The 24,902-nt window shown below is 61.2% G+C and carries 20 protein-coding genes and 1 pseudogene; 7 read left to right on the forward strand and 14 right to left on the reverse strand.

Annotated elements, in window-relative coordinates:
- Nucleotides 1-248: 248 nt before the first annotated feature.
- Nucleotides 249-1,001 (reverse strand): IclR family transcriptional regulator, encoded by a 753-nt coding sequence (locus ACQPZ2_RS29740; protein WP_433521482.1) that lies wholly within the window; start codon nucleotides 999-1,001, stop codon nucleotides 249-251.
- 296 nt (nucleotides 1,002-1,297) lie between these two features.
- On the opposite strand from ACQPZ2_RS29740, the gene ACQPZ2_RS29745 reads away from it, so the two are divergent.
- A complete protein-coding gene (locus ACQPZ2_RS29745) occupies nucleotides 1,298-1,864 on the forward strand; it encodes a hypothetical protein (RefSeq protein WP_433521483.1) in 567 nt (188 codons plus the stop codon).
- Between the two features lie 64 nt (nucleotides 1,865-1,928).
- Nucleotides 1,929-2,969: an NAD(P)-dependent alcohol dehydrogenase gene (locus ACQPZ2_RS29750; protein ID WP_433521484.1), complete on the forward strand. Its 1,041-nt coding sequence runs from the start codon at nucleotides 1,929-1,931 to the stop codon at nucleotides 2,967-2,969.
- Between the two features lie 91 nt (nucleotides 2,970-3,060).
- On the opposite strand, the gene ACQPZ2_RS29755 is transcribed toward ACQPZ2_RS29750, so the two are convergent.
- The 5 genes and pseudogenes from ACQPZ2_RS29755 to ACQPZ2_RS29775 all read right to left on the reverse strand — a co-directional run bounded on the left by ACQPZ2_RS29755 (nucleotide 3,061) and on the right by ACQPZ2_RS29775 (nucleotide 8,413).
- On the reverse strand, nucleotides 3,061-4,089 hold the full coding sequence (locus ACQPZ2_RS29755) for a hypothetical protein (RefSeq protein ID WP_433521485.1): 1,029 nt from the start codon (nucleotides 4,087-4,089) through the stop codon (nucleotides 3,061-3,063).
- Nucleotides 4,090-4,198: 109 nt separating this feature from the next.
- Nucleotides 4,199-5,653: an APC family permease gene (locus ACQPZ2_RS29760; RefSeq protein WP_433521486.1), complete on the reverse strand. Its 1,455-nt coding sequence runs from the start codon at nucleotides 5,651-5,653 to the stop codon at nucleotides 4,199-4,201.
- 638 nt (nucleotides 5,654-6,291) lie between these two features.
- A complete protein-coding gene (locus ACQPZ2_RS29765; protein WP_433521487.1) occupies nucleotides 6,292-7,110 on the reverse strand; it encodes a hypothetical protein in 819 nt (272 codons plus the stop codon).
- Nucleotides 7,111-7,287: 177 nt separating this feature from the next.
- Nucleotides 7,288-7,630, reverse strand: a pseudogene (locus tag ACQPZ2_RS29770) (transposase); the annotation flags it as partial.
- A 327-nt stretch (nucleotides 7,631-7,957) separates the two neighbouring features.
- Nucleotides 7,958-8,413 (reverse strand): hypothetical protein, encoded by a 456-nt coding sequence (locus ACQPZ2_RS29775; protein WP_433521488.1) that lies wholly within the window; start codon nucleotides 8,411-8,413, stop codon nucleotides 7,958-7,960.
- A 212-nt stretch (nucleotides 8,414-8,625) separates the two neighbouring features.
- On the opposite strand from ACQPZ2_RS29775, the gene ACQPZ2_RS29780 reads away from it, so the two are divergent.
- Entirely contained in the window at nucleotides 8,626-9,264 is a 639-nt protein-coding gene (locus ACQPZ2_RS29780) for an SDR family NAD(P)-dependent oxidoreductase (RefSeq protein WP_433521489.1), read from the forward strand.
- 24 nt (nucleotides 9,265-9,288) lie between these two features.
- Here the strand turns inward: ACQPZ2_RS29780 and ACQPZ2_RS29785 are convergent, their stop codons facing one another.
- Nucleotides 9,289-9,654 carry a nuclear transport factor 2 family protein gene (locus ACQPZ2_RS29785; protein ID WP_433521490.1) on the reverse strand — a complete coding sequence of 122 codons (366 nt, stop codon included), beginning with the start codon at nucleotides 9,652-9,654 and terminating at the stop codon, nucleotides 9,289-9,291.
- 182 nt (nucleotides 9,655-9,836) lie between these two features.
- Between ACQPZ2_RS29785 and ACQPZ2_RS29790 the strand changes: the two genes are divergently transcribed.
- From ACQPZ2_RS29790 to ACQPZ2_RS29800, 3 genes are read left to right on the forward strand one after another with little or no spacing between them, the layout of a single operon-like run.
- The gene (locus ACQPZ2_RS29790; RefSeq protein WP_433521491.1) at nucleotides 9,837-10,445 is read left to right on the forward strand and encodes a nuclear transport factor 2 family protein; all 609 of its coding nucleotides are present in this window, start codon (nucleotides 9,837-9,839) and stop codon (nucleotides 10,443-10,445) included.
- The gene (locus tag ACQPZ2_RS29795) at nucleotides 10,442-11,299 is read left to right on the forward strand and encodes an NAD(P)H-binding protein (protein WP_433521492.1); all 858 of its coding nucleotides are present in this window, start codon (nucleotides 10,442-10,444) and stop codon (nucleotides 11,297-11,299) included. Before ACQPZ2_RS29790 ends, ACQPZ2_RS29795 begins: the two co-directional genes overlap by 4 nt.
- A 54-nt stretch (nucleotides 11,300-11,353) precedes the next feature.
- Complete coding sequence (locus ACQPZ2_RS29800; RefSeq protein WP_433521493.1) at nucleotides 11,354-12,517, forward strand: flavin reductase; 1,164 nt, start codon at nucleotides 11,354-11,356, stop codon at nucleotides 12,515-12,517.
- Nucleotides 12,518-13,679: 1,162 nt separating this feature from the next.
- On the opposite strand, the gene ACQPZ2_RS29805 is transcribed toward ACQPZ2_RS29800, so the two are convergent.
- The 5 genes from ACQPZ2_RS29805 to ald all read right to left on the reverse strand — a co-directional run bounded on the left by ACQPZ2_RS29805 (nucleotide 13,680) and on the right by ald (nucleotide 20,745).
- Nucleotides 13,680-14,702 carry a hypothetical protein gene (locus ACQPZ2_RS29805; protein WP_433521494.1) on the reverse strand — a complete coding sequence of 341 codons (1,023 nt, stop codon included), beginning with the start codon at nucleotides 14,700-14,702 and terminating at the stop codon, nucleotides 13,680-13,682.
- A 1,209-nt stretch (nucleotides 14,703-15,911) separates the two neighbouring features.
- Nucleotides 15,912-17,255 (reverse strand): flavin monoamine oxidase family protein, encoded by a 1,344-nt coding sequence (locus ACQPZ2_RS29810; protein ID WP_433521495.1) that lies wholly within the window; start codon nucleotides 17,253-17,255, stop codon nucleotides 15,912-15,914.
- Between the two features lie 42 nt (nucleotides 17,256-17,297).
- Nucleotides 17,298-17,912, reverse strand: coding sequence for a cysteine hydrolase family protein (locus ACQPZ2_RS29815; RefSeq protein WP_433521496.1), 615 nt, complete (start codon nucleotides 17,910-17,912; stop codon nucleotides 17,298-17,300).
- A 113-nt stretch (nucleotides 17,913-18,025) separates the two neighbouring features.
- Nucleotides 18,026-19,234, reverse strand: coding sequence for an amidohydrolase family protein (locus ACQPZ2_RS29820; protein ID WP_433521497.1), 1,209 nt, complete (start codon nucleotides 19,232-19,234; stop codon nucleotides 18,026-18,028).
- Between the two features lie 395 nt (nucleotides 19,235-19,629).
- On the reverse strand, nucleotides 19,630-20,745 hold the full coding sequence (gene ald, locus ACQPZ2_RS29825) for an alanine dehydrogenase (protein WP_433521498.1): 1,116 nt from the start codon (nucleotides 20,743-20,745) through the stop codon (nucleotides 19,630-19,632).
- 365 nt (nucleotides 20,746-21,110) lie between these two features.
- Between ald and ACQPZ2_RS29830 the strand changes: the two genes are divergently transcribed.
- Nucleotides 21,111-21,653 carry an Lrp/AsnC family transcriptional regulator gene (locus ACQPZ2_RS29830; RefSeq protein WP_433521499.1) on the forward strand — a complete coding sequence of 181 codons (543 nt, stop codon included), beginning with the start codon at nucleotides 21,111-21,113 and terminating at the stop codon, nucleotides 21,651-21,653.
- A gap of 405 nt (nucleotides 21,654-22,058) precedes the next feature.
- Here the strand turns inward: ACQPZ2_RS29830 and ACQPZ2_RS29835 are convergent, their stop codons facing one another.
- A complete protein-coding gene (locus ACQPZ2_RS29835) occupies nucleotides 22,059-23,540 on the reverse strand; it encodes an NAD-dependent succinate-semialdehyde dehydrogenase (RefSeq protein WP_433521500.1) in 1,482 nt (493 codons plus the stop codon).
- On the reverse strand, nucleotides 23,537-24,790 hold the full coding sequence (locus tag ACQPZ2_RS29840; protein ID WP_433521501.1) for an aspartate aminotransferase family protein: 1,254 nt from the start codon (nucleotides 24,788-24,790) through the stop codon (nucleotides 23,537-23,539). The genes ACQPZ2_RS29835 and ACQPZ2_RS29840 overlap by 4 nt, the downstream gene beginning before the upstream one ends.
- Between the last annotated feature and the right edge of the window lie 112 nt (nucleotides 24,791-24,902).

Consider the following 24,902-nt stretch of genomic DNA (forward strand, 5'->3'; position numbering starts at 1 on the left):
CCTTTTTTGTAATCGATGGTCGCATCCGTGATGCGATCCATCGAATTTTTGGTCCGCTCAGCAGACCCGAATTCCGGCTCTGTTCCGACAAGCTCGTCACATAGACGGGAACCCGCAGCCTCGAAGCTCACCCAAGACAGGCGGCCACATTTCACAATTGTGCAGCGACGGAAGGATCTCTCTTCCAATCGACGATTGTCGCAGCACGGGCTCCTCGACACCTCGCGCTATGGCCGAGGTGGTCCACTTCATAGAGGGAGGAATTTGTGCAGGTTCATTACGCTGGCTTGCCGAGTAACACTGATCGCGGCTAGGACCTGATTGCCAGAAGTGACCACAGGTACTGCCGCACTGCAATGTCCCGGGGTATTCTCCTCGAGATCCACCGCGAAGCCCACACGGCGGACCCGGCTGCACTCATTCACCAGCTTATCGACCGAACGCAGACTGCGGGGCGTTGGACGAGCCAACGTACAGCCTGCGTAGCGGCGGGTGATCTCGTCGTCCGTGCAACACCACGCAAGGAGCAATTTACCGCTCGCCGTGCAGGTGACAGGCAGACGACGGCCCCCATCCGTGGCTTCGTTGCGATCTGCCGCTCCGGCAATCTTGTCGACGAACAGGACCTCATCGCCGTCCATCATGACAGGGTGGGTAGTAGTCCGAGTCTCTGCGAACAAGTCCGCGAGATGCGGTCGCGCCACGTTTCGGAGAGCTCTTCCGTCGATCGTCTTCTGCCCCAGTTCGAAGATTCTCGCTCCGAGCCGATACCACTCGTCCTGCTGCTCGAGCAAGCCCCGGTGCACCAATTCCCGAGCAAGGCGATGCGTTGTGGGCTTGGGCAGTCCCGACCGCAAGCTCAACTCGCTCAGTTTGACGCGAAGTCGATCATTGTCGAACACTCCGAGTATCAAATTCTCCTTACCGAGCACGGACTTCGGGTAACGAATGGTGCCAACGTAATCGGCGAACTCGATCGGTGCATCGATTTCCGCAGTCATCCCAGGCCTCCGTGTCTAAAGGATCGGTCCAGCGGTACAGCAACTGTCCAAGTGGATAATAGCTCACCAGCGGCCGATCAGGAGGCCCAACTGTTCTGATTGTGTAAAAATTCCGCACACCTCGGAACGCAGCGCTCGCCGCACAGATTTTCTGAATCAGCGGGTCCGATCACCGGACCGCAGATTCGACACACGATGATCAGTGTGGTTCCGTAATGACGACATCACGACGGCATTCGCCGCATAACCGTCGAAATCCGCGGAAAGAAGTGCCGCGCAATCGCCGAGAGGAAGAAATGAACGACTATTTGAACGACTTCCGAGACTTCCTGCAGCACATCAGAGACGCTGAAGCCGACACCCTTCAGCAGAAGCGCAGGATGATTCTCGCCAATTTTCTGCGGCGCACCAGCTTGGAGTTCTCCGGCCAGGCCGACCTGGTTTTCAGCCCCGCGCTCACCTCACCCGAAATCAGGTATAATGTGAGCTTCGGCAACAAAACGACATCCTACATCGGCGGCGAAGCAGTAAGGGCTTACTTCGACAAGACCCACCAGGGTTCGACTGCCGCAATCGCGATCGATCAGCATCTGGCTGTCGCAGACTGGGGATTGACATCGCATTCGGTAGATGTCCGATTCGTCACCGGTGCCCAACTTGCCGACGAGGGTCGGAACATCAGTCCCTCAAATGACATATTCTATGCAGAACATACACCTATGGTTCTGGTCTGGTACTACGACGACAATGGTGCACTGCGCGAAGAAAACAATATGCTCAGCTCCTCCACACTGAAGAAGATCGAGCCGGAAGCAGTGCCTACTCCCTACGACATCGCTGCCGTAGCCCGATCGTTCTTGTGACTCCCTTCAACACTACCTCAACAGAACAAACGAGCTGACCGACAAGGTTAGTCAAAGGATAATAATGCGTACAACTTTTGGTTGGCAGACCACGAACGGGTTGAGTGGGCTGTCATGTGGTCCTCTCGAGCGGCGAGACCTGCGGTCCGACGACATAGCGATACGTGTCGACTTCTGCGGTATCTGTCATGCCGACCTCTACTGGATCAATGCATCATCCGACGGGATCCTGGTACCCGGACACGAATTCACCGGCACAATCATTGCGACCGGTCCGCAGGCAACGCGGTTCTCCGTCGGAGATCGGGTCGCCGTGGGAATTTACGTCGATTCGTGCGGTCAGTGCACAATGTGCCGAGCGGGCGAGGAGAACTATTGCCGGGATTTCCCGGTCAAGACTTATGGTGGCGTCGACCGAGTCGATCAATCAGTAACTCTCGGCGGCTGCGCCCGTGAGTATGTTATGCGAGAGGATTATGCTTATGCGCTGCCCGCCGGTCTCGACCCAGCCGCCTCGGCAGCCCTCATGTGTGCCGGCGCGACCGTATGGGAACCACTCCGATCGGCGAAAATCGGTCCGGGTCACCGCGTGGCGGTGGCGGGACTCGGCGGACTCGGCCACATCGCGGTGAAGCTGGCCGCCGCGCTCGGTGCCGAAGTCACGGTGCTGAGTCGGAACCTCGACAAAGCGGCGGATGCCCTTGACCTCGGTGCGGTAGAGCTGCTGCCGACCACCGATGAGAATAAGCTTGCCAGCGCGGCCGACCGCTTCGATCTGATCATCGACACGATCTCCGAACGCCACGATGTCACCGCAATGATCCGAATGGTCGCACTCGACGGCACACTCGCCCTGATTGGCTGGTTCGGCTCGGTCGAACTCGACGTGACGGCATTGGCTTTCGGCCGCAAGAAGCTGACGTCGTCCGCTACTGCCGGCCGCCGCCGTACCTCGGAACTGCTCGAGTTCTGCGCTGAGCAGGGTATCGCGCCCACTGTGGAAGTACTGCCGTCCGCCCAGATCTCGCATGCACTTGCCCGACTGGGTTCCGGCGACGTTCATTATCGCTTCGTGCTCGATCTCAGTGATCTCGATCGGCCCTGACATCATACCCCCACCATGAATCCAAGCCCTGTCTCCTCCGGTCCAGGTGGGGTGGGATCGGAAAGATCTCACCCCACCTGACCATGCCCGCTCACGCAGATGGCCGGCCCACATTCTTCTGTATCCACTCGATGATCAGGTCAGCAATTTGATCGCTGTTCTTATCATTCATGATCATGTGACTGTTTCCGTAGATACCGAGATCGGGGGGGTACAGCATCTTCGCATTTCCACCGGCGTCATTTACTTTCGCAATGAACTTCTGAGCGTTTGCGAAGCTGGTGCGCCAATCGGACCCAGGGATCAGAAGCTCAGTGTCGAGGTGGTCACCGAACACAAAGAGAATCGGAATACTTGCCAACGTGGCGATCTGGTCATCCGTGTATGCACTGACATCGGCAGCTTCGGCCTCAATAACCACAAGTCCCTTGGTGCCGGCCGGGTTGCTCAACGCCGCATCGATCGGGAACATCGCGGATTCAGAATGCCCTATGAGAACAGCTCCGTCCAGCTCGGCGGCCAGCTCGCCGAGCTGGCGTGGCGTCTCGTTCGGAACAAGGAAATCGTACGGACTAGGAATCGTCTGCATCAAGAAATCATCGATAAATTCGATCGGGAACTGAGTATCGGCAAACGGTACACCCGGCTCCGGTCCGAGGCGGAATTCAACCCAGACAAACTTATTGCCGACTCGAATGATGGGAGGCTGCGATTCGGGTGAAACGAGGCCGGCTCGAACCATGTTGTACGCAGCCTGATTGAACCCCGATCGGCCGCGGGAAACCTGATCGACTAGATAGACCGGAAAGCTCTGGCGCAAAAAATATTCGCTCCAGCCCATTCTCCCGTCGGGCTTGGTCTCGTAGCCCTTTCCGCTGATGGTCAGACCGTGGACCATCACGACCGGATAGTTCATTGCATGCTGCGGAACCATGAATTGCACATACAGCTGGTTGACGGGCAGCCTGTCGCCCTCGATGATACCGAAGTCGGACAGCCCCATCTCCACGGCCGTATGCTCCACCAGGTCACCGGTCATATAAAAGCTACCAATATCGTCGAGAACCAGCGGCCGCTGCCCCTCCGGGCGGTGTGACCTTTTAATTCGATCAGTGTTCACTTCGCAATTTCCTAGCTGTGCGGTGATTCGAAACTTCGATAGTCATCGACTTTTACCGACTGCAATAAGCCGGATCTGCCGGATCAAGGTCTCGATGACAACGAGACGGCTACTGACGTCCGATACGCAGGTACACCTCTGGCCTGAACTTCCTATAGATGACTCCGAGCAATACTCCACAGAGCGCCACACCCCAGATGGCGAGGACAACGACGTAGGACAGAGCCTTGGAAGAATTGAGCAGTAGATCGAAATTCATCGTGGCAAACACAACACACGCGATGTACCCCACTGCGGCGATCACGATAGCGACGATATGCTTCATCTTCACACCGAGCGGTTCGGGATAAGCAATCAAGAACCTGGCGGCTCCGATAGCCGCAGCGCCCATCAAGAGCAGAAATACGTAGCTGGCTCCACCTGCGAGACGAGCATACAAGGTTGCCGAATCCGATACACTGATTGCAATGACAAACAATCCGAGAAAGGAAATCGCCGTGATCGCGAGGGAAGCCCGGTGCGGAGACTGAAGTCGCGAATGCGCAACACCGAACCAGCGCGGGAAGATACGGTCAGCACTCAGATTGAAGAGATAGCGAGAAGAAACATTATGTGCTGCGAGCACCGCCGCAAAAATACTTGTGCAGAGCAGCAATGTAGTGAGGTCTAGCGCCGTCTTTCCAAGGTACTGGCCGATACTTCCAAGGAATGTACCAGTCGGGTCAGAGGCCGTTTCTTCGACAACGTTATCGGCTCCGACTCCCTGAATAAATACCCACGCCCCAATGGCGTACAGGACGGTAACAAAAAATATGAATCCGTATGTCGCCCTGGGGATTGTAACCTTAGGGTTGCGTGCCTCATCGCGGAATATTACTGTCGCCTCATATCCGGTGAACAGCAGAATACCGTACAAAAGTGTCAGTCCCAATGACCCCGAGGTCACTGCGTGGAGAGTAAAGGAAGACGCTTCCAGGCCATGCGCGCCACCCTTCACAATAACAGCGACGTTGTACGCCATAACCAAGATGATTTCGAGAGACAGCAGAACCGTAAGAACCTTGGCGGAGATATCGAGCTTGAAGTATCCGACCACACCCACGGCCAAGGCCAGGATTCCCGATAATACCCACCAATCAATTTTCGGCCCCCCGAACGTATCATGCATAAGGGCCCGAACTGAAATGCCACCGAAGGTGAGCGAACTCACCGCTGCCATCAGGTAACCGACAAATGCCAGGAAACCGGCAGAAAGCCCGATGGGTCGGCCCAAGCTTGCGGTGATGTACGCATAAAATCCGCCTGGACGCGGTATCCGTTGCGCCATCGCAACAAATCCGTTGGCGAAGAGTGCGGTCAGGATTCCGACGACAAGCACCGTGACCGGGGCTCCGACGCCGTTGCCAAAGGCGATTACTGCAGGAATGAATCCTACGGAGATCGCCAGCGGCGCGTTATAGGAAAGCGTCGTGAAAAATAGGTGGAAAGTCCCGACGTTGCCACGCAACCCACTGCTTTCCTCTATTACAAGCTCACCGCTCTCGGTGACGACAGGGTCAATCATTGGGATCTCCTCATCAGGTGGGGCCGGGTCCCTCATCAATCAATGTCCCAGTGAGGACAACCCCGGATCATGCTGGCTGTTCCCACCCCGCTGGCGGGACGCTCTCGAATGTGCGATCGCGCGATGGCGCCGACAGGATCTTTCGGTTTCCCATAATCGGTCTGCTGCCGCCTCGCATGATGTCGCGCGTGCACAAAACTATGCTTATTCCGCTCCTACATGTCAATGGATACTTTTGCATCGAATCGCACATTGCCCAGGCCATACCTGCTTCATCCGAAATTTCTGAGGTAGAATCGGACATAATGCGCGATTCGCTCAAGGGATTCAATGACCGCTGGGGCGATCGTAAGAGCGGCCGTAGCAATTCGTCGAACTTCCCGGTTTCGAAATACCGACCGCCGATATCAAACCTCCACCTGCTAGAGCTCACGTCCAATTACACGGGCCTGCAGCGGTGTTATTTTCATGCGATCAGAATTTACTCACATCTCCTATTCAGGAGAGCGAATGCCGTCTCTGCGGTCGCCGCGGCCGCGGGGAGCACATCGACCTCGCCGAGCGGGTAGCGGAGGTGCCAAATCCGACAGTATTCGCACTCTCCGGGCCGGGGTCGAAACCCCGCCCCTCAGAGGCCTTTATATATCACCCTGCGCATGAAGTGTGTTGTACATCTGCACAGCACTGGCGATACCGACCGGAACTCCCAGCGCGGCTCCGCCGAGAATGGCACCTACTCCGCCCACGGCGCCGGCGCCGAGAATGCAACCCCCGATGATGCCGAGGGGCGTGCCGATGACGGTGGGAGCAGTCAATATGCCGCCGGTCACGATGCCTAGCGGACAACCGACGGCAGCGCCCATGAGGCCGCCTGCCATGCTGCCCACACCGGTGGCGAGTCCGAAGTTGCCCCCAGCGACAGCGAGCGCCGCTTCGAAATCTGCCATCGGATCCTTCGGAGACACGGGAGCGGCGTCGTCGATTTGACGCGGACCGGCGACCGGCACGGACACCGCAGGCGCGGGCGCCGACTCCCCCGCCACCGTATCCGGTACAGTCGCGGCCGTCTCGGGGGTCATCGCGAAGCCCTGCTGCCCCGACAGCGTTCGGCCCGCCGCGTCGGCAATGCTCATCTTCCCGCCCACGCTCGTCACCGTACCGAAGGGGGTACTGATCACCGCAGAGCTGTCATCCACGTTGCTGGAGTACTGCACCCCAGGAAAGATCTGCACGCTCACGCTACGGGTATCGTCGACCGACATCGGCTGACTTCCGGGTGTGGCGCTGGCGGTTCCCGTCCCGAGTGCAGCTGTACCGGCAATTGCCAAGGACACCACACAGGTCATTTTCTTCATATCAATTCCCATCGAATTCGGAGGCAGCTCCGGCGTTTTCGGATCCGACATGGACTGGCCGGCCCGCCGGAGGCGTATGGCCGGTCTCGCATGGCTGGCCATATGTGGGGTTGATCACGATTGATCCCGGGGAGTGTAACCCTCCGAACATGTAACATGCTAGACGCGGTCTCGCGGCATGAGACCGAAGAGCGGCCGGACCAGTTCCACACGACGACCAAGTTTTGTGAGGTGGTGTGCGACATCGTCGCGTACCAGATGGTTGCTGCAGATCTGTCACCAGAGCTGCTTCAGAACGCGGGAACGCCAGCAGATCCACGCGGCGGCGTCGAAGTGCTCGGCGACCTTCCGAGACCCTGGCCTCGATCACTCGATCGTTTTGGGCGTGCACCGAATCAGCTTCGACCTGGTTATAGACCGAAGGCAACAATGTCTTCACCCAGGGCCACGACGAGTTCGACTCACCGCCATGATGTCGGTCGCGTAGTTGCTTGGCATCTCTGCCGGGAGGCGCGGGGCAGGGTCGCGCTGATCGCCGCCATGAGGCCAGCGTGAGCATCAGAGGTCACAGTTTCGCCCCGGTCCGGCCACGGGCGACCACCCTGCGGAAGAAGGTCAGCCAGCAGTCAGCAACCGCAGCCGCGCTGAACCACGTCCCGCCGGTCCGTCCCCTACGGGTGCCGGCGGACGGAGGGGGCCGAGACGGACAACGTGGAGATCGTTTACACGCTCCCGACGAACAGTTTTTGGTCGGACCGGATCGAGGCGAAGTTTGCCGCGTGGGGTACTTCGCGCTCGACGGCACCGACCACGGCTGCCACCGAGAACAGGCGGCGATGATTCGCCGCTACTCATGTGGCGCAACAAGCGCACCGCGGTCGGCGGCTACGCAAGATCGTCGACAGGGCAAACGTGGCCTGATGTGGCGCTAGCAATGAACAGCTGACAATCAGAACGACTCAAGTGAGTCGACAGTAAACCCTCGCATCGTGATGTCGTCGGCCAACGTCGAAACCACCGAATCACGCTGCGACTCGTCCTCGAATGTGATCAATGCTCCGTCGGCAATCGACAGCAGAGCCGCGTCGACCAACAGGCTACCGAGCGATCGAGCCGTCCCAATAGCCGCTATCCCTCGCTTCTCAAGGGCTGGCGGCACGGACTTCGGACGAGATGCATGGACACGCATGAGCAGTCGAACACCCTCAACGCGCGCGCGCCTCAAAGCCGTCGATTCCCGCTGAGCGTCCTGCAGCGTAATGCTGCTGAGGATGACTTCCTCCAAACGTCCGCCGCCGGACTCGTGCCCCAGCCTTACCCCTCGCCGCGGCCCTAGGACCACGCGCAGGCTCGGAGCGGCGATTTCAGTCTTTGGAGAGGCTTCCCAGTCCTGCGCAATGCTCATCGCTTTCCTCCTGAACGTCCGCGCATGGGGATTTAGCTCGCATCTGCCCCTCCGGCACGCGAGGCGGGACCATCCCGGCAAAGGAATACCCCATAACACACACCATATTGCCCCAGTACTGTCAATTTGTCACGCATAGTCCCCGAAAATTCGTTCATTCCACACTCGAATGACGCCTATTTCGTTACACTGAAGCAATGACTCGAACTGTAATGATCGTCGGCGCTGGGCCGGGCGTCAGCGGGGCCCTCGCCCAGATTTACGGGCAGGAAGGTGCGCGGATCGCCCTCCTGGGCATTGATCAAGGTGCACTCGATGAAGTGTCCCAGCGGGTTAGCGCCGCAGGAGGAACAGCGGTCAGCCAGTTGGTCGACATCACGGATGCCGACGGCGCCAAAGCCTCGATCGCAGCACTCGCCGCGAAGTTGACACCCGTCGATGTGCTCCATTTCAACCCGTCGACATTGCGAGAAGCCGACCCGCTGACGCTCACATCGGACCAGTTGCTGGCTGATGTGCGGCTGGGTGTCGGATCCCTTCTGACGGTGCTTCAGGCCGTACATCCGGCACTGCAGCGCGGAAGCCGAATCACCGTCACAGGCAGCGTCGCGGCCGACAAGCCATGGTTCGGGGCCGCGTCGCTCGGAGTCCAGAAGGCCGGGGTTCGCAACCTGGTTCACAGCATTGATGCTCGCCTCAAGGACGACGGCATCCGCGCCGCGTCCGTGACCGTGCACGGACTTCTGTCTTCGGAAGGCTCGTTCACTCCCGCGAAGGTCGCTCAGCAGCTTCGCGCAGCGATAGATCAGGACGAGTCGGACTGGCGGACCGAGATCGATTACCTCGGCTGAAACGACGTTGTCGGTCGCAAGGCGTCAGTCAGTGATCGTGGCCCAGCGCCGGGCATAGAGCCAGTTGCCGCCGACCTTGGCGAAGTCCGCGGTGAACCGCCCGGCATGGGCAATCGCATGACTCGAGTCGAGCCAGATCCAATCGGCGTCGACCGACGCCGAGTCACCATCAATCGACATCTCGGTGTTGAAGTACTGGTGCTTACCCCCGCGCGGCAGATCTGCGGCCATCATCGCGATGACCTCATCACGCCCCTCCACGAGGTAGCCACCACCCTCGAACCTGAAGTCCTCGCGCAGGATCGACCGCAGCAGATCCATGTCGATGTCGTCGAGGGCGCGGCTGTAGCGCGACATCAGATTGGTGATCTCTCGTTCGTCGGACAGCATGCTGCTTCCTTCCTATCGGGCCATTCTGAAACAAAATAGACACACATCGAGCAAATCTCGAACTACTCGTGCGTTCAGATCATAGTTTGGCGTTTCATTCTTTTCATCAAGCGCCTATGCTTGAGTCCAGCGTGATCCCACGCCTGCGCCACGCATCAGGGACGGCATCAAAGGAGGTATCGATGACCGATACATCGCGAGAATCGGGCGAGAAGCCCTCGGTCGCCGATCTGATCCACCGCCACGCCGGTTCGATGGATGCCAGGGCCTGGGATGTTCTCAACCGAGTCTTCCCGGACAGTCCGAACACGATCGACGACAAGGAGACTTCAGTGATCGACGTACCGACAACGGTGAGCGACAGGTTCGCAATCACCGACGTGGTCAACCGCTACGCAGAACTCATGGACGCCAAAGCCTGGGATGACTTCGCCGAAGTCTTCGCAGCCGATACGGTCGCACGTCGCGGCCCGGCGATCATGGAGGGCGCCGCGACGATCGTCGCGGCAATGCGACAGCACGTCGGCTCGCCGGAGATCAAAACGCAGCACTTCGTCGGCAACTTCACGCCCCGGATCGACGGCGACGGCGCCACGGCATCGGTTCCGGTGCGGGCCATGCACGCCGGCACGGGGCGACGCGCGGGCCTCCACTACGAGGTGCAGGGCAACCAATTCACGACCTTCCGCCGAACCGCAGATGGCTGGCGTATCACCGAGTACACCTGGGATCTGGTCGTGGCGCTCGGAGACGCCTCCGCCCTCTTCGCAGAGCGGGAGGGCGAGGAGTGACCTCCGTTCTCATCCTCGGCGCAGGAGGCCAGACCGGCCGAGAGGTCGCCCGGCAGATCACACAGCACCGACAGGGCGTCGAGATTCTCGGCACGTCCCGCGATCCCGCCACCATCCAGAATCCCAATATCGTTGTGCTGGCTTTCGACTGGGAGGATCGCGACACTTGGCCCGCCGTCGCGGCGACGAACCCTGACGCTGTGTACCTGGTGCGGCCGGATCAACTGCATGATGCACCGGAGCGGATTTCGGCGTTTCTGGAGCAGCTGGGCGAGGTCAGCCGGGTGGTACTCCTCTCCGGTCACGACAATCACGAAGTCCCCGAGGACTCGTGGGGCGCCCGCGTCGAGCGCGCGGTCCAGGACGGACCCTCGCCCTGGACCGTCGTCCGCCCCGGGCCGTTCATGGATCTGCTCGTCGACGAGAGCTACCTCCTGCCGGCGATTCGTGAGCGTAGCGCGATCGAATTGCCGATGGGGCCAGCCGGAATGGGCCTCATCGACGTCCGCGATATCGCCGAGGTCATCGTCGCCGCGCTACTCGGCGACGGCCATACCGGTCAGCTCTACCATCTGACCGGACAGGAGGCGCCCACCCTGAACGAAGTGGCCGCGCGGATGTCCACCGCGCTCGGACGGACGATCGAATACGTCGATCCGGGCAGTGAGGCGACAATCGCCTCCTGGGGCTCCAGAATCGCGCCGTGGCGCGCCGAACGCCTGGCCGAGGTCATGGAGTGGGCGCGTGAAGGCTCGCACGCCACTGTTACCAACGATGTCGAGAAGGTGACCGGGCACCCACCGCGTTCCCTCGATGCCTTCATCGAAGAGAACCTCGACCGCTGGCGGCCCTGAGCCGACACGACTGGTCCACCAGATGCAATCGCCCCGTACCGAGGAGAATTTGCCTTGACGAAGAACGACATTCGGTTCTCCGAAGCCACCCAAGAACAACAGGCCCAGTGGTGGCGCGACGTACACGGGGAGTACCCGACCGGAGTCGCCATTATCTCGGCACTCGACGCCGACGGCGAGCCCCAGGGCACCGTGGTCGGAACCTTCGCGTCCGTCTCGTTGGATCCTCCGCTGGTCTCTTTCATGCCCATGCGGTCCTCTCGGTCGTATTCCGCGATCCGAGACACCGAGTACTTCCGGGTCAGCGTCCTCGGATCCGGTCACGAGGACCTGTGCCGAGCGTTCGCAACCGCTCCACCCGAGTCGCGGTTCGCGGTCGGCGAATGGGAGTCGGACGAGCGGGGCATCCCACACCTGGTGGACTCCGTGGTCTGGTTCTCGTGCAAACGTTCTCAGACGATCGAAGCTGGCGATCACGACATCGTCCTCGGCGAGGTGCTCGACTTGGGGTTCGGTGACGGCCGCGCCGGCATGCCCCTGGTCTTCCTGAAAGGCGGATATGGCTCCTTTTCCATTCCTCGGCTCGACTTCCAGCCGCAGAGCTTCGGAACCCACCTTCGGCTGGCCGATGAGGTCAAAAGCCTGGTTCAGCAGCTCGCCGAGCAACTGGGAACTCGCGTCACCCTCGGTACGGTGGTCAAGGACAGTGTCGTCATCCTGAGCGCGGCCAATCTTCAGGCCCAGAAGTCGATGGTGGGCGAGAACTTTCCGTTCGCAGCCCCGCTGTCGCCCGCAATGGCCGCATGGAGCAGTCCTGCTCGGGAGAAGGCTTGGCGTGCCGCAGGCAAGAGCATCGGTTTCGACCGCAACGACCTATTGGACGCAATTCTCGCCCAGGTGCGTGAACGCGGCTACGCGGTCAGCATCGGCGCGACCGTCGCGCACCGCTTCGACAAGATCCTTCGCAAGCCGAACCGGGATTCATCCGAACTCGGCAAGCTGTGGGCGAACATGGCCGAGGAGCACGCCGCCTCGGCCAGCGATCCGAACTGGGCAGGCCAGGTCACATCGGTCCAGCTGCCGATCTTCGACGCCGACGGACGCGCGGATCTCACCCTGGCCGTCAGCGGACTGCAGCTGGGCATGAGCACCGACAAGCTCGACTCCATCGTCGTGCAGGCTCGATCTGTCGCAGGGAAGATCTCGAAGCTCCTCTGAGAGCGCACATGACGTCGGCCCGTCGCGCCGCGAAGCCCGCAGATGCTTCAGCGCTCGAGCGACCGGCGTCTGTATGCGGATCTCCGCTCGGCTCCATCCATCCGGCCGTCACCGCGACAGCCACGGCGCCGCCGATCAGGTCGGTCGGGCGTTTCACCGCAGGGGCGAGTGTCACTGGTTCAGTCCGCAGAACACGATCATTGTGTCTCACGTCTCCTTCTCGCTGGGTTGCCGATGGCGGACCTTCATGTCTGACCGAATCCACGGCCGAAAAAGCAGAGAGACGACGAAATGCCTTCGGGTACACGGGATCCGAAGACTGCAGCATGGATGGAGGAGTACAGGGCTGCACTCTCGACCGGCAACAGCAAGGCGATGGGCCTCCTGTCTGCCGAGGTGCCTGCCGAGGACTGGGTGATGATCGACGACGCGCTGCCACTCTAGGATGAGCCGCTGCGCGGCATGGCTGCCGTCGAGGCGCTCTACGAGGAAGTCGTGAAGAACTGGACCATCCGGTCTGGGAGTCCGGGATCGATCGGTTTCCATTTGACGTCGCAGGCCACGAGGTTTGACATCGCAGGCCACAAGGTGCGAGTGCCGCTGCCGGTGGTCGCTTTTGCAATCTCCGATCATGACTCGGGCCTCGATCACGGGCCAGTGGTTCGATTGAGACATTCATCCTGCAACCGCCGGTTGAACGACTCGCTACGGAGGTGATCTGTGGGTTCATCGGCGACGATCAGGCTCGGTTGGGGCCGTTCCGATCCGCCGCGCCCTGCGAGGCGCCACGGTGACCGAGGTCCGGGCCGACCACTACGAGCCCGATGACAACCCAATCGTGCGCCGGAGTCGTTGCGTGGGGCAGCCGAGATGTGGGCTCGCCTACAACCCCATCGCGCGGTACCCGGTGGACGGCTGTCAGTGCCGACGGCTGGAAAGGAAAGAGTCGTGCGCCGTAAGAAGATATACACCACCGAGCCGGACCGGGCTGGTTCAGACGAGGCCGTCCCGAGCGACGGATCAGAACGGCCGTCGAGATACTGAATGTTCACATTCGACGATCCGGAATCAGCGCTAGCGCGCACGGCTCTTCCCGGACGATGCTCCCCGGATCAGCGATGGCCCCGTGCGTCTGGTCTGCAGGCCTTCGGATCAGTGCTGTTCAGCGCTTGCCGACATGCTTTTGGATCCAGAACATGATGAGGTCCGCGATCTGGTCACTGTTCTTGTCGATCATCGGCATGTGACTGTTTCCGTGGATGCCCAGCTCCGGCGGGTGAATCAACGATGCGTTGCCGCCGGCTGCATTGATCCGCTCGATGAGCACCTTGGCCATCCCGAAGCCGTTCAGCCATGTGGTATCGGGAATCATCATCTCTGCGTCGAGGTGATCCCCGTACAGGAACGTGATCGGGATCTCCGCGAGCTTCGCGATGTCCTCGTCCGTGAACTGGTCGGGATCGGGGTTCTCGGCCTCGATGATCACCAATCCCTTGACGCGGCTCGGGTTCGCCAAGGCGGCCTCGACGGGGTACATCGCCGACTCGGAGTGGCCGACAAGGACAGCGCCCTCCAACTGCTCGGCGAGTTCCGCCAACCGCTGCGGCGTCTCGTTCGGAGTGGCGTAGTCGAACGGGGAAGGAGCGGTCTGCTTGAGGAATTCGTCGATGTGGTCGACCGGGAATTGCGTGTCCTCGAACGTGCTCCCATCCTTGGTCCCGTACCGCCACTCGACTCGCGCGAAGTTGACGCCTACGCGGACGAGAGGGGCCTGAGTAGCGGCGTCGATGACACCGGCACGTGCGTTGTTGAACTCGGCCTGATTGAAGCCGGAGCGTCCACGGGTGACTTGGTCCGGCATGTAGACGGGGTAGCCGTTGCGCACGAAATACTCGTTCCAGCCCATTCGTCCGTCAGGCTGGGTCTCGTAACACTTGCCGCTGACAGTGAGCCCGTGGACCAGCACCACCGGATGCTCGATCGCGTCGACCGGCTCGAGGTAGCTGACATACATCTGTTCGACGGGGACCAGATCGCTGCTGGTAATACCGAGATCGCTGAGGCCGCACTCGATCGGGGTCTGTTCGACCATCCGTCCCCCGACGAAGAAACTTCCCATTCGTCCGAGCACCAGCAGACCAGTCAGATTGCCGCTACCCTGGACTGCTTTCTGATTTGTGCTCACTTGGCACACTCCTACATTCATCCGTCCATGCGGACGACGCCTCGCTGATCTCGGCGCCGACGTGCAGGTCCTTCTATTACCTACATCTCGAACCGGGATGGATCTATACAACAAACGGCGGCGTTCTACTTGCCCTCACGACGTTCGGAGTGGCGCGCGCAACTCGTTTCATCAACTATCTGGTTCAGATCGACAACTGTCAAGCATTTTTTCGAACATTATTCACTCGAAATAAGTCTTCAGCGTTCCATCCCATGCTCACACCCCAGCGGAATCGCCACATTCGGGCGCTACCCCCACAGTAGCCGTGAATAAGCAGGCCCGCACGCTTCTGCTCGCCGGCCTCAACCCCGCCGGATCGAACAGGACCTGGCCCCGCGGGTCGTCGTCATCCGATGACATCCGCGTAGAAGTCTGCAAGGGGTGCCTCTCCAACGACGCAGGCGAGAAGTAGCCCAGAACGTTGATATCGCCATCAAACTCCTGCAGCCGACTGCACGAACTTTGCATTTGAACCATCGAGTCCTGCTCCCATCCGCTCCCCAGCCGAATCACGTCCGAAGGAGCTCCCGCAGCGTCGAATGCCTCCTTCGCAGCCGCCGGAATGATGTCGTACAGCAGTGGCGACCCGAACGGAGTGCAACGTCCCGTTCTCCACATTCTTCAGATGCGCGATCCCTGATGCAGGGAAGTCGGCTGCGCCGTCAATCTCGCCGCCCATTAGCCCAGTTCCACGGCTGGATCCGCATTGCCTCGGAAGCTCCCCAGCCACATCCTCGGCCGTGAGCAGACTTCCGTCCCAGTGTCGGCGTTCACGGAAAACCCCAGGTTAATCTGGTTTTCGGTCAGGTAATTCCCCAGATCTACTGAGCCGAACCGATCAACGATCTCCTGAGACCGCACACGACAGTCCCAGCACTTCACTTTCTCGCGGATGGTGTAACGAGAATGGTGCGATCGCCCTCTCCGTTCTGGCATCCGCACCAACCGCACCTGATTATCTGGCCAGCGCAACCTCGATCATATTCGAAGTTCAAGCGGGGAATGGTCACGCTCCGCGACGTCTGCAATCCGCTCCGAATCATCGACGCTTACGACGGAGACGGTATAAATGCCTCTGCGGCAGAACAGATCTGCTGCGGCCCGCATCAGTTCGGCATTCCGAACCGGTGCGGGCCGTGGCTTGCCAAAACAGCCGCTACCGTCAGATCAACTCGATGTTGCTGCTTTGTCCTTCTCCAGGTACTCGTGAACGAGTCGTCCGGCGCGCAAACCGGATTCGATGGCGCCGTCGATGAAGCCGGGCCACAGCCGAGCGATCTCCGCGCTCGCGAAGAAGACACGGCCCTCCGGCTGCTGGAAGCGTTCGTGAGGCAGGAATCGACTGGTGAAGCCACGCAGCAGCAAGGTGTACCCACCGCGGGCGAGTTCGTCTTCGTGGTAGAAAGTGCCACTCACGAACTCGACGAGCTCGGCATCCGGTAGTACGTCCCTGATCGCAGCTTCCATCTGCGCTCTGTCGGTCGCGTCCTCCATGTAATGGCTGCCGAAGACGTACGCAAGCTGCTCGTCCTCACCGGTCTTCTGGAGCGTCCACGCCACATTGATCGGGTGACCGGGTGCAGGTTTGATGTAGAAACGACGCTTCTCGCCTCGCAACCGGACCACGGACTTCGAAGCGTGCGGCGCCTGTACATCCGCGAAGGCGATCCGATCCTCGTCGAGCGCGGGCTCGACATTGAGATGCGGCCACACACCTGGCGAGGTCGCGATCACCACAGCGCGCGCCCGCAGCACATTCCCATCTCGCGTGGTCAATTCCACGCCGCCAGCGCTGTGCGCGATCCTGTCGACGACGTTTCCCAATCGGATCTCGGCACCGCCGTCCGTAGCGATTGCCTCGACCAGCGAGCGAGTCCCCCGCTTGAGCTTGTGGCCCTGCATCGCCTCATCGTAGGCATCGTAGGTGTGGCCGGCCGCCGCCCACCAGCGCAATAGGCTGAGATAGGACTGCGGGTCGTCATCCGGTCCGAGGTCCGGCTCCACTTCGAGCAGAACCCTTAGCAGATTCGCATCCTCCTCGGACAGGCCGAGTTCCTCGATCCGCTGCCGGACCGTCATCTGATCGATCTCGGCGACCTCGACGACTGCCAACGGCGTGTCCGGCCGCGGAAGCAAGCGAAGGGAATCCGCGAAGAACTGCTCGTATAGCCTGCGTTGCTGCGGCCCGTGCTCCTCCATCGACCGCCAGGACATTTCGCCCGCGACGTTGGGCGTCAGCACCCATTCCGACGGCTCGTTGCTGCGCGCCACATCGTTCTCGAGGCCGTATCGAGAGATCTCCGCCCAAGTGTGCTGGTGCGACCAGCCGAGATGCGAACCACCGAGTTCGGCGACATGCCCGTCCGAGAGCTCCGAAGTGAAGGTGCGGCCACCGAGCCGATCTCTCCCCTCGAGTAGTAGTGCACGTTCACCGCGCAGTGCACACTCGCGCACTGCGGTAGCTCCTGCGAAACCGCCACCCACCACGATGACGTCATAGTCGAAGTCCATGCTGCTGTATCCTTTTCAGGGTCTGTCGAGTATTGCGGTGTCTCAGGCGTCGGGGAGCGCAGACAGCACTTCTTTGGTGTTGGCGATGGTCGCCAGACCGCTGAGTCCGTAATTCAGCGACACATTCTGCCACTCGTCGTTGAGTGTGGCCGTACCGTCGGAAACGACGACGACGCGATACCCTGCATCAGCCCCGTGGCGCGCTGTGTGCTCAACAACGTAGTTGGTCCACGCGCCGCAGATCACAATCGTCTCGACCTCTAGTCCACGCAGCAGAATATCCAGCCGGCTCTCATAGAAGGCGTTGACGCGCATCTTCTCGACGACGTGATCTCCAGGCTTCGGCTCGAGCCCGTCGACCGCCGAAACCCCCCACGTACCGAGGTTTTCCTCGTAAGCTCGCGCGCCGAAATTCGCGTAGACGGGGCTGTTTCCCTTCATGCCACGCATCGGCACAGCGTGGCTGTGAATGACCGGCATTCCGATGGCCCGCGCCCTCTCGAGCAACTGCTTGACGTTCTCTACCAAGTTCTGCTTCTTGGCGTGCTCGGCAGGCCCCACACCGGAATCGCGCCCTCCTTCGCCGATTCCGTCATTCTGAAGATCCAGTAGGAGGAGTGCGGTGTGCTTGGGATCGAGGGCGAGGGATTCGAACATCGGGTGTTCCTTACTTCCAATTGTGCTGCTTTGCTGAATGTCTGGTGCGGGGCTGTGAACGGGATATGCGTCGGGCCCTGCCCGCGGGCAGGGCCCGACGCATCAGAGCGGACTCACTTGCCGAGGATCGGAATCTCGGCGGGAGTGAACTGGAAGACCCGCTCGGCATTGCCGCGCAGCACCTTGTACTTCTCCTGATCGCTCAGGTCGGTCAGTTCGAGTTGCTTCTGCGCGAACGAGATCGAGTCGGGCCAGGTGGAGTCGGCGTGCGGGTAGTCCATCTCGGCCATCACGTTGTCAACACCGATCGACCGGATGTTCTTCGCGCCGTGCTCGTCGTTGATGTAGCAACCGTAGACGTGCTTGCGGAAGGTTTCCCGTACGTCGAAGTCCATCAGATCGGGAACTCCGGCGTGCTCGGAGGCGTCCAGTGTGGTGCCCTTCATCATCCAGGAACGATGCTGCGCAACCGTGTACTCACAACGTTCGAGGAAGTACGGCATCCACCCGATGCCACCCTCGGCCAGAGCGATCTTGAGGTTCGGGAACTTCTGGAAGGGCGGCCCGAAGATCCATTCGGTCATCGCACCGGAGATCGCGGTCGGAGGTGCCGTGATGTAACGGACGATGCCTGGCGACAAGTCCGAGGGCGCCCACATCGTGCTCGAGGAACCGATGTGCATGCACACGACCATGCCGGTCTCGTTGCACGCCTCCCACAGCGGATCCCAGTAGTTCGACGTGTCGTAGATCGACGGAAGACCGAGCTTGGTCGGGTTCTCCGAGAACGCAAGTGCTCGCGCACCGGCTGCAAAGCTTCGCCGAACTTCTGCGGCAGCAAGGACCGGGTCCCAGAGCGGAAGAATGATGATGGGGATGAACCGCCCCGGAGCAGAGCCCGCCCACTCCTCGATCTGGAAGTTGTTGTAAGCCTCTACACACGCCAGGCCCAACTCCTTGTCGTCGCCCTCCCAGAAGACCTGGCCGCAGAATCGGGGGAACGAGGGGAAGCAGATGGACGCAAGTACGCCGGCCTCATCCATGTCCTTCGCGCGGGCGACCGGGTCGTAGCAACCCCTGCGCATCTCGCTGTACCGGATCGACTCGTCGGTCCAGTCCTCGCGGTCTTTACCGGCAACCGCTGCGAGCGACTCGGTCGCGATCTTCTTGCCGTCGTACGCCCAGAACTCTTCGCCATCCTCCTCGATGATGTGGGGTCCCTGACTCTTGTACTTCTCAGGCAGCCAGCGCTGCCAAAGGTCGGGCGGCTCCAGGACGTGATCGTCTACCGAGATCATCCAGTCGAGATTCACTTGGGGCATTGCTACTACTCCTTGCGGGTGTGGGTCGAACACGTCGGGACGGCTCTGCCGCTCCGACACACAGACGGGGGACGACTATCAGGTCTTCGAGGACGCTCGTGCAGTCACAGGGGACCATCCGGGGTGTCCCGCGTCACTGAACTCATCTCTCCCAGACTATCGTTTCACACATCGAACATGTCAAGTCCCGATGTCGCTTCATTTCGTACATGCCAAAGCATTCATATCGATGACTTTTATCTTGATTCGATCGACAATGAAGCAAAAACAGCGCTGCCGTGGCGTGCAGCCGCCCTAGCGGCTCGCCCGATGACCTTTTCATCTGCTGACATGGGCAGCGGGGACAGCGGACCACCCACTACCACCGCACTAGCCCTCCGCGCAGTGCGCGTCGATCAGCCCAGAATGTCGCCGGGATCGACGGCGTCGATCCCCACAGCCGCACCGACCGGCCGGTTGGTGAGCACGCCGTCGTGAGTGTTCAGGCCGAGTGCCAGACTGCGATCAGCAATGCACGCCTCGCGCCACCCCTTGCCCGCGAGCGCCACCACGTAGGGCAGTGTGGCGTTTGTGAGCGCATAGGTGGAGGTGTTGGGCACCGCGCCGGGCATGTTAGCGACGCAGTAAAAGGTCGATCCGTGAACCTGGTAGGTGGGATCGGCGTGCGTCGTGGCTCGACTGTCCTCGAAGCAGCCGCCCTGGTCGATTGCGATGTCGACGAGTACGGACCCCGGCTTCATCTGAGCAACGAGCTCGTTGCTCACCAGCTTCGGTGCGGCGGCACCGGGAATCAGTACCGCACCGATCACCAAATCCGCGCTGCGAACCTTCTCCTCGATGATGAGGCGCGAGGACGCCAACCCGTGGACCTGATTGTCGTAGCGCCAGAAGGACATCCGCAGCTTGTCGAGGTCGGTGTCCAGCAGCGTAACGTTCGCCCCCATGCCCAGCGCGATATTCGCCGCATTCTGGCCGGAAACTCCGGCGCCGATAATGACGACGTTCGCGTTGGCCACACCGCCGACCCCGCCGAGGAGGACACCGCGGCCACCCTCCGCCTTCATCAACGCGTGCGCTCCGACCTGAGGGGCCAAACACCCGGCCACCTCCGACATCGGGTACAGCAACGGCAGAGCGCCTGACGGTAGTTGGACGGTTTCGTACGCGATCGCCGTGGCGCGTCGGTCCAGAAGTTCGTTGGTGAGGGGCTTGTCGGCAGCGAGGTGCAGGTAGGTGAAGAGAAGCTGCCCTTCCCGGATCCGGCTGTACTCCTCTGCGATCGGCTCCTTGACCTTCAGGATCATTTCCGCGCTGGCCCAGACCTCGTCCGCGGCGGGCAGGAGCTTGGCCCCTGCCGCCACGAATTCGGCATCCGTGATGGAGGAGCCGACTCCGGCGCCCGCTTCGATGACGACGTCGTGTCCCCGCGTCACCAGTTCGTGGACCCCGACGGGGGTGATGGCTACGCGGTACTCGTGGTTCTTGATTTCCTTTGGCACACCGATGCGCATGACACTGTCCTGTTCGTTGTTCGATCTGGTACGACAACAGACTTCCTCATGTCGCAATAGTGCGCCATAGCGGCATAACTATGGCTGTTCAATACCCATTTTCGTCGAATAATGTTTTTCATGAGGTTGCACATCGAGGCAGTGGCCGAACGATGTCACGCCGAGGTGGACCGCCGACGTGCGCCAGACGTGAATTCGTGCCAGCCTCCCGCAGGCAATGCGCGCCACGGGGGTGCATGTTTGAAATGAACCGATCCGAGGCTATATCTGACATAAATGATGCATAGTGGGTGCAAATTTGTGTATATTGCATCGGACGGTGGCACGGCCTGCCCAAACCACACCCGCGAACCGAAGGAAGCCACATGCATCGCACCATCGAGATGGTCCAGCAGCCTGTGACGTCAGCTTTGGACAGCGTTGACGCGCAGATCCTGGCGATTCTCGCGACCGATGGCAGGATCGCCAACAACGCCCTCGCAAGCCGAGTGGGCATCGCACCCTCAACCTGTCTGCAACGAATCAGGGGTCTGCGCCAGCGGGGAGTTCTCCGAGGATTCGCCGCCGACATCGATCCGACTGCACTCGGCCATCCCGTGCAGGCCATGGTTTCCGTCCGAATGCAAAGTCACGCCCGCGCGAAACTCACCGAGTTCATGGATGCGGCGATCGAAATGCCCGGCGTACTCAACGCCTATCTCCTGGGCGGATCGTCGGATTTTCTCCTGCATGTGGCCTCGAGTTCGGTCGATCGCCTGCATGAGTTCGTGATCGAACAACTCAGCGGCAACCCCGACGTGGCGGCGACGGAAACGAACCTCATCTTCAAGTACGCGAGGACGAGGGTGCCGGTGATTTCGCCGGCACAGACCCCCAGACCACAGCAATCTGCACCGCGCTCGGCCTAGAAAGAACTACATCGGTACAAATTCCAGCGGCTGCGGTGTAGGTGCTTCATCGGCGTGCCTGCCTTCTCTTGGAATGCCCCCTCCCCAGGGAACTGTCCGTGGTGTTCGGCTCGGAGGCATGGACCGCTGGCCAGCCGCGCGCCAGCGAATCGAGCAGACACCTCCGGCGGGGACCGGCAGTACTTTCGCGGTAAGCGCGCCTGCCCAGGCGACGTCCTCGATCGCCGCCTGAGCAATCCGCCCGCGGTGTTCAATTTCCCTCAGATCATTCTGCACGGCGTCTGAGGCCACAGTCGCTCGAGAAATCGCCTCGAGAACGATGCCGAGAGAGAACCCTCGTCGGGGCCGGCCCATCGACCGTCGTCCCCCGCGTTGGAGAGCACAACGGCCGACGAGCGTCGGCGTTTACCGCACGGACGGCGTGGAGACGAACTTCAGCTCGGTGTAGTCCTCGATGCCCTCGGCGCCGCCCTCTCGCCCCAGCCCGGATTGCTTGACACCACCGAACGGCACGGAAGCATCGGAGATCGCACCCTGGTTCACTCCGACCATGCCTGCGTCCAGGGCGGCGGCGACACGTCGGGCGCGGTCGCCGTTTTCCGTGAACAGATATGCCGCCAAACCGAACGGGGTCGCGTTCGCATGAAGGATCGCCTCTCCCTCGTCCTGGAAGCGCACGATCGGTGCGACGGGCCCGAAGATCTCCTCCCCGAGGAGTCGCGAACCGGGAGCTACGTGATCGAGGACCGTGGCTGGGTAGAAGTAGCCCGGGCCGTCGGGAACAACCCCGCCGGCGAGCACTTTCGCCCCACGCGCGACCGCATCGGTGACCAGCCCGGCCACCTTGTCGACGGCTCGCCCGTCGATGAGCGGACCCAGGTCCGTCGCCGCGTCCATGCCGTTGCCGAACGCGACCCGTGCGACCCGAGCTGCGAAAGCCTCGACGAAGGCGTCGGCGACCTTTTCATGGACATACATGCGATTGGCTGCCACACAGGACTGGCCACCGTTCCGCAGTTTCGCGACGAACGCGCCCTCCACCGCGCGATCGACGTCGGCGTCCTCGAGGACCAGCAACGGCGCGTTTCCGCCGAGCTCCATCGACGACTTCAACACCCCCTCCGACGCCTGGGCCAGCAGCCGCCGGCCCACTGGCGTGGACCCGGTGAAAGACACCTTGCGCAGTCGCGGGTCGGCCATCACCGTTGCCGAGAAAGAAGCAGCATCGGTGGTGGTGACGACGTTGACAACGCCCTCCGGCACTCCGGCTTCCAGCATGAGGGACGCTGCGCGCAGGGCGGTAAGCGGCGTCAAGTCGGCCGGCTTCCACACCACCGTGCATCCGGCTGCGAGAGCAGGAGCGACCTTGCGCAACCCCATCGCCAGCGGAAAATTCCACGGTGTGATCAGCAAGCACGGACCAACCGGACCGCGGTAGGTAACGACCTCGGACCGGCCGTTCGGCGTAGTCAGAGAGCGCCCGTCCAGTCGCACGGCCTCCTCGGCATACCAGCGTACGTAATCCGCCGCGTAGTCGACCTCACCGCGTGCCTCGGCGAGCGGCTTGCCCATCTCCGTGGTGATCAGGAGGGCGAGTTCCTCACGCGACTCGATCACAGCGGCATAGAGATGGTGCAGAACATCGGCGCGGTAACGTGCCGTCGTCGCCGCCCAGCCCCTCTGCGCGCGAACGGCCGCATCCAGCGCCTCAACTCCGTCGTCGGCGGTTCCGTCGGCAACTTCGGCGATGACCTTGCCCGTCGCCGGGTTTTCCACCGGCAACTTCTCGAGCACTGTGCGCCAGCCGCCGATCAGAAGCCCTGTCTGCACATTGGCGAGGGCATCGGACTGCTCCGCACCGAGTGCCATACGGTTCGTCGCGGTCATACCGAGACCGCCATTTCGTCGAGAACTGTTGCGAACACCTTGACCATGTCGGCGATTTCCTTCGGTTCGATGACGAAGGGTGGGCAGATCTGCAGCACGTTGTCCACCAGCACGCGGGTGATCACGCCACGGTCGAGAATTCGGTCGGCAACCTTGGCGCCAGGGACCTCGGGGTTCAGGCGAATTCCAGCCATGAAGCCTGCGCCGCAACGCACCTCGGCGACCAACGGACTGTGGGCGAGTGTCGCGACCTCGGTGCGCAGCACCGCTTCCAGCGACGCAACCCGATCCACCAGGTTCTCGCGCTCGAGGATGTCCAGGTTCGCCATCGCAACGGCGCAGGCTGTGGCATGACCCGAGTACGTGATGCCGTGGCGGAACATCGGTGCGTCGTCACCCTCGAAGAATCGGCGCCACACCCGCGGCGCGACCAGCACGCCACCGAGCGGCGCATAGCCGGACGTGATGCCCTTCGCCATGAGGACGAGATCCGGCTCGAGCTGGAACCGCTCACTGGCGAACAGCGTTCCGACCCGACCGAATCCGGTGATGACCTCGTCGACTACGAACAGGATGTCGTGCTGACGGCAGAGTCGCTGCAGGCCGGCGAGATATCCAACGGGGGGCGTGATCACTCCGCCGGTTCCGATGATGGGCTCGGCAAAGATCGCCGCAACACGGTCCGGACCGATCCGGTCGATCTCCGCCTCGACGGCCGCCAGGTCGCTGTGAGCAACCCGAAGTGTCTCCGGAACAAGCGAATCAGTGCCGTAGTCAGCACGGTTGGGCGGAATCCCGGCGATACTGGTACCGAACCCGTGGAGGCCGTGATAGGCGTTGTGGCGGCTCACGATCGTGAGCTTGTCCTTGCGCCCCTCGAGCTGCCAGTGCAGACGGGAGAGCTTCGAGGCAAGTTCGACCGAGTCGGAACCACCGCTGGTCCAAAAGACCTTCGCGTTCTCGATCGGGCCCAGCGCAGTGACGCGGTCCGCCAGTTCCAAGGCGGGACGGTTCGCAAATCGCCCGAAGAGATGGTAGGTCTCCAGCTTCTTCATCTGGGCTGCGGCGGCATCGGCAACTTCCTCGCGGCCATGGCCGATGTTGACATGCCACAGACCTGCTGTCGCATCGAGGAGTCGCTGCCCTTGCTCGGTCTCGACGTAAGCGCCTTCTCCTCGGGCGATCACCAGGGGATCGGCAGCAGTGGTGGGCATATGAGCCTGGGGATGCCAAAGCGATGACGTGTTCACGAACCGAACTGTAGTACAATCAGAGCTAACATGCTAACGGGTAACAGGTCAGTAGCGCGCGGCGGCCTTCTTCCATCCTCCGCACAACTGTCGACGCGAGAACCCGACCGAA

The organism is Nocardia pseudovaccinii, assembly GCF_050942345.1.
Lineage (GTDB): Bacteria > Actinomycetota > Actinomycetes > Mycobacteriales > Mycobacteriaceae > Nocardia > Nocardia pseudovaccinii.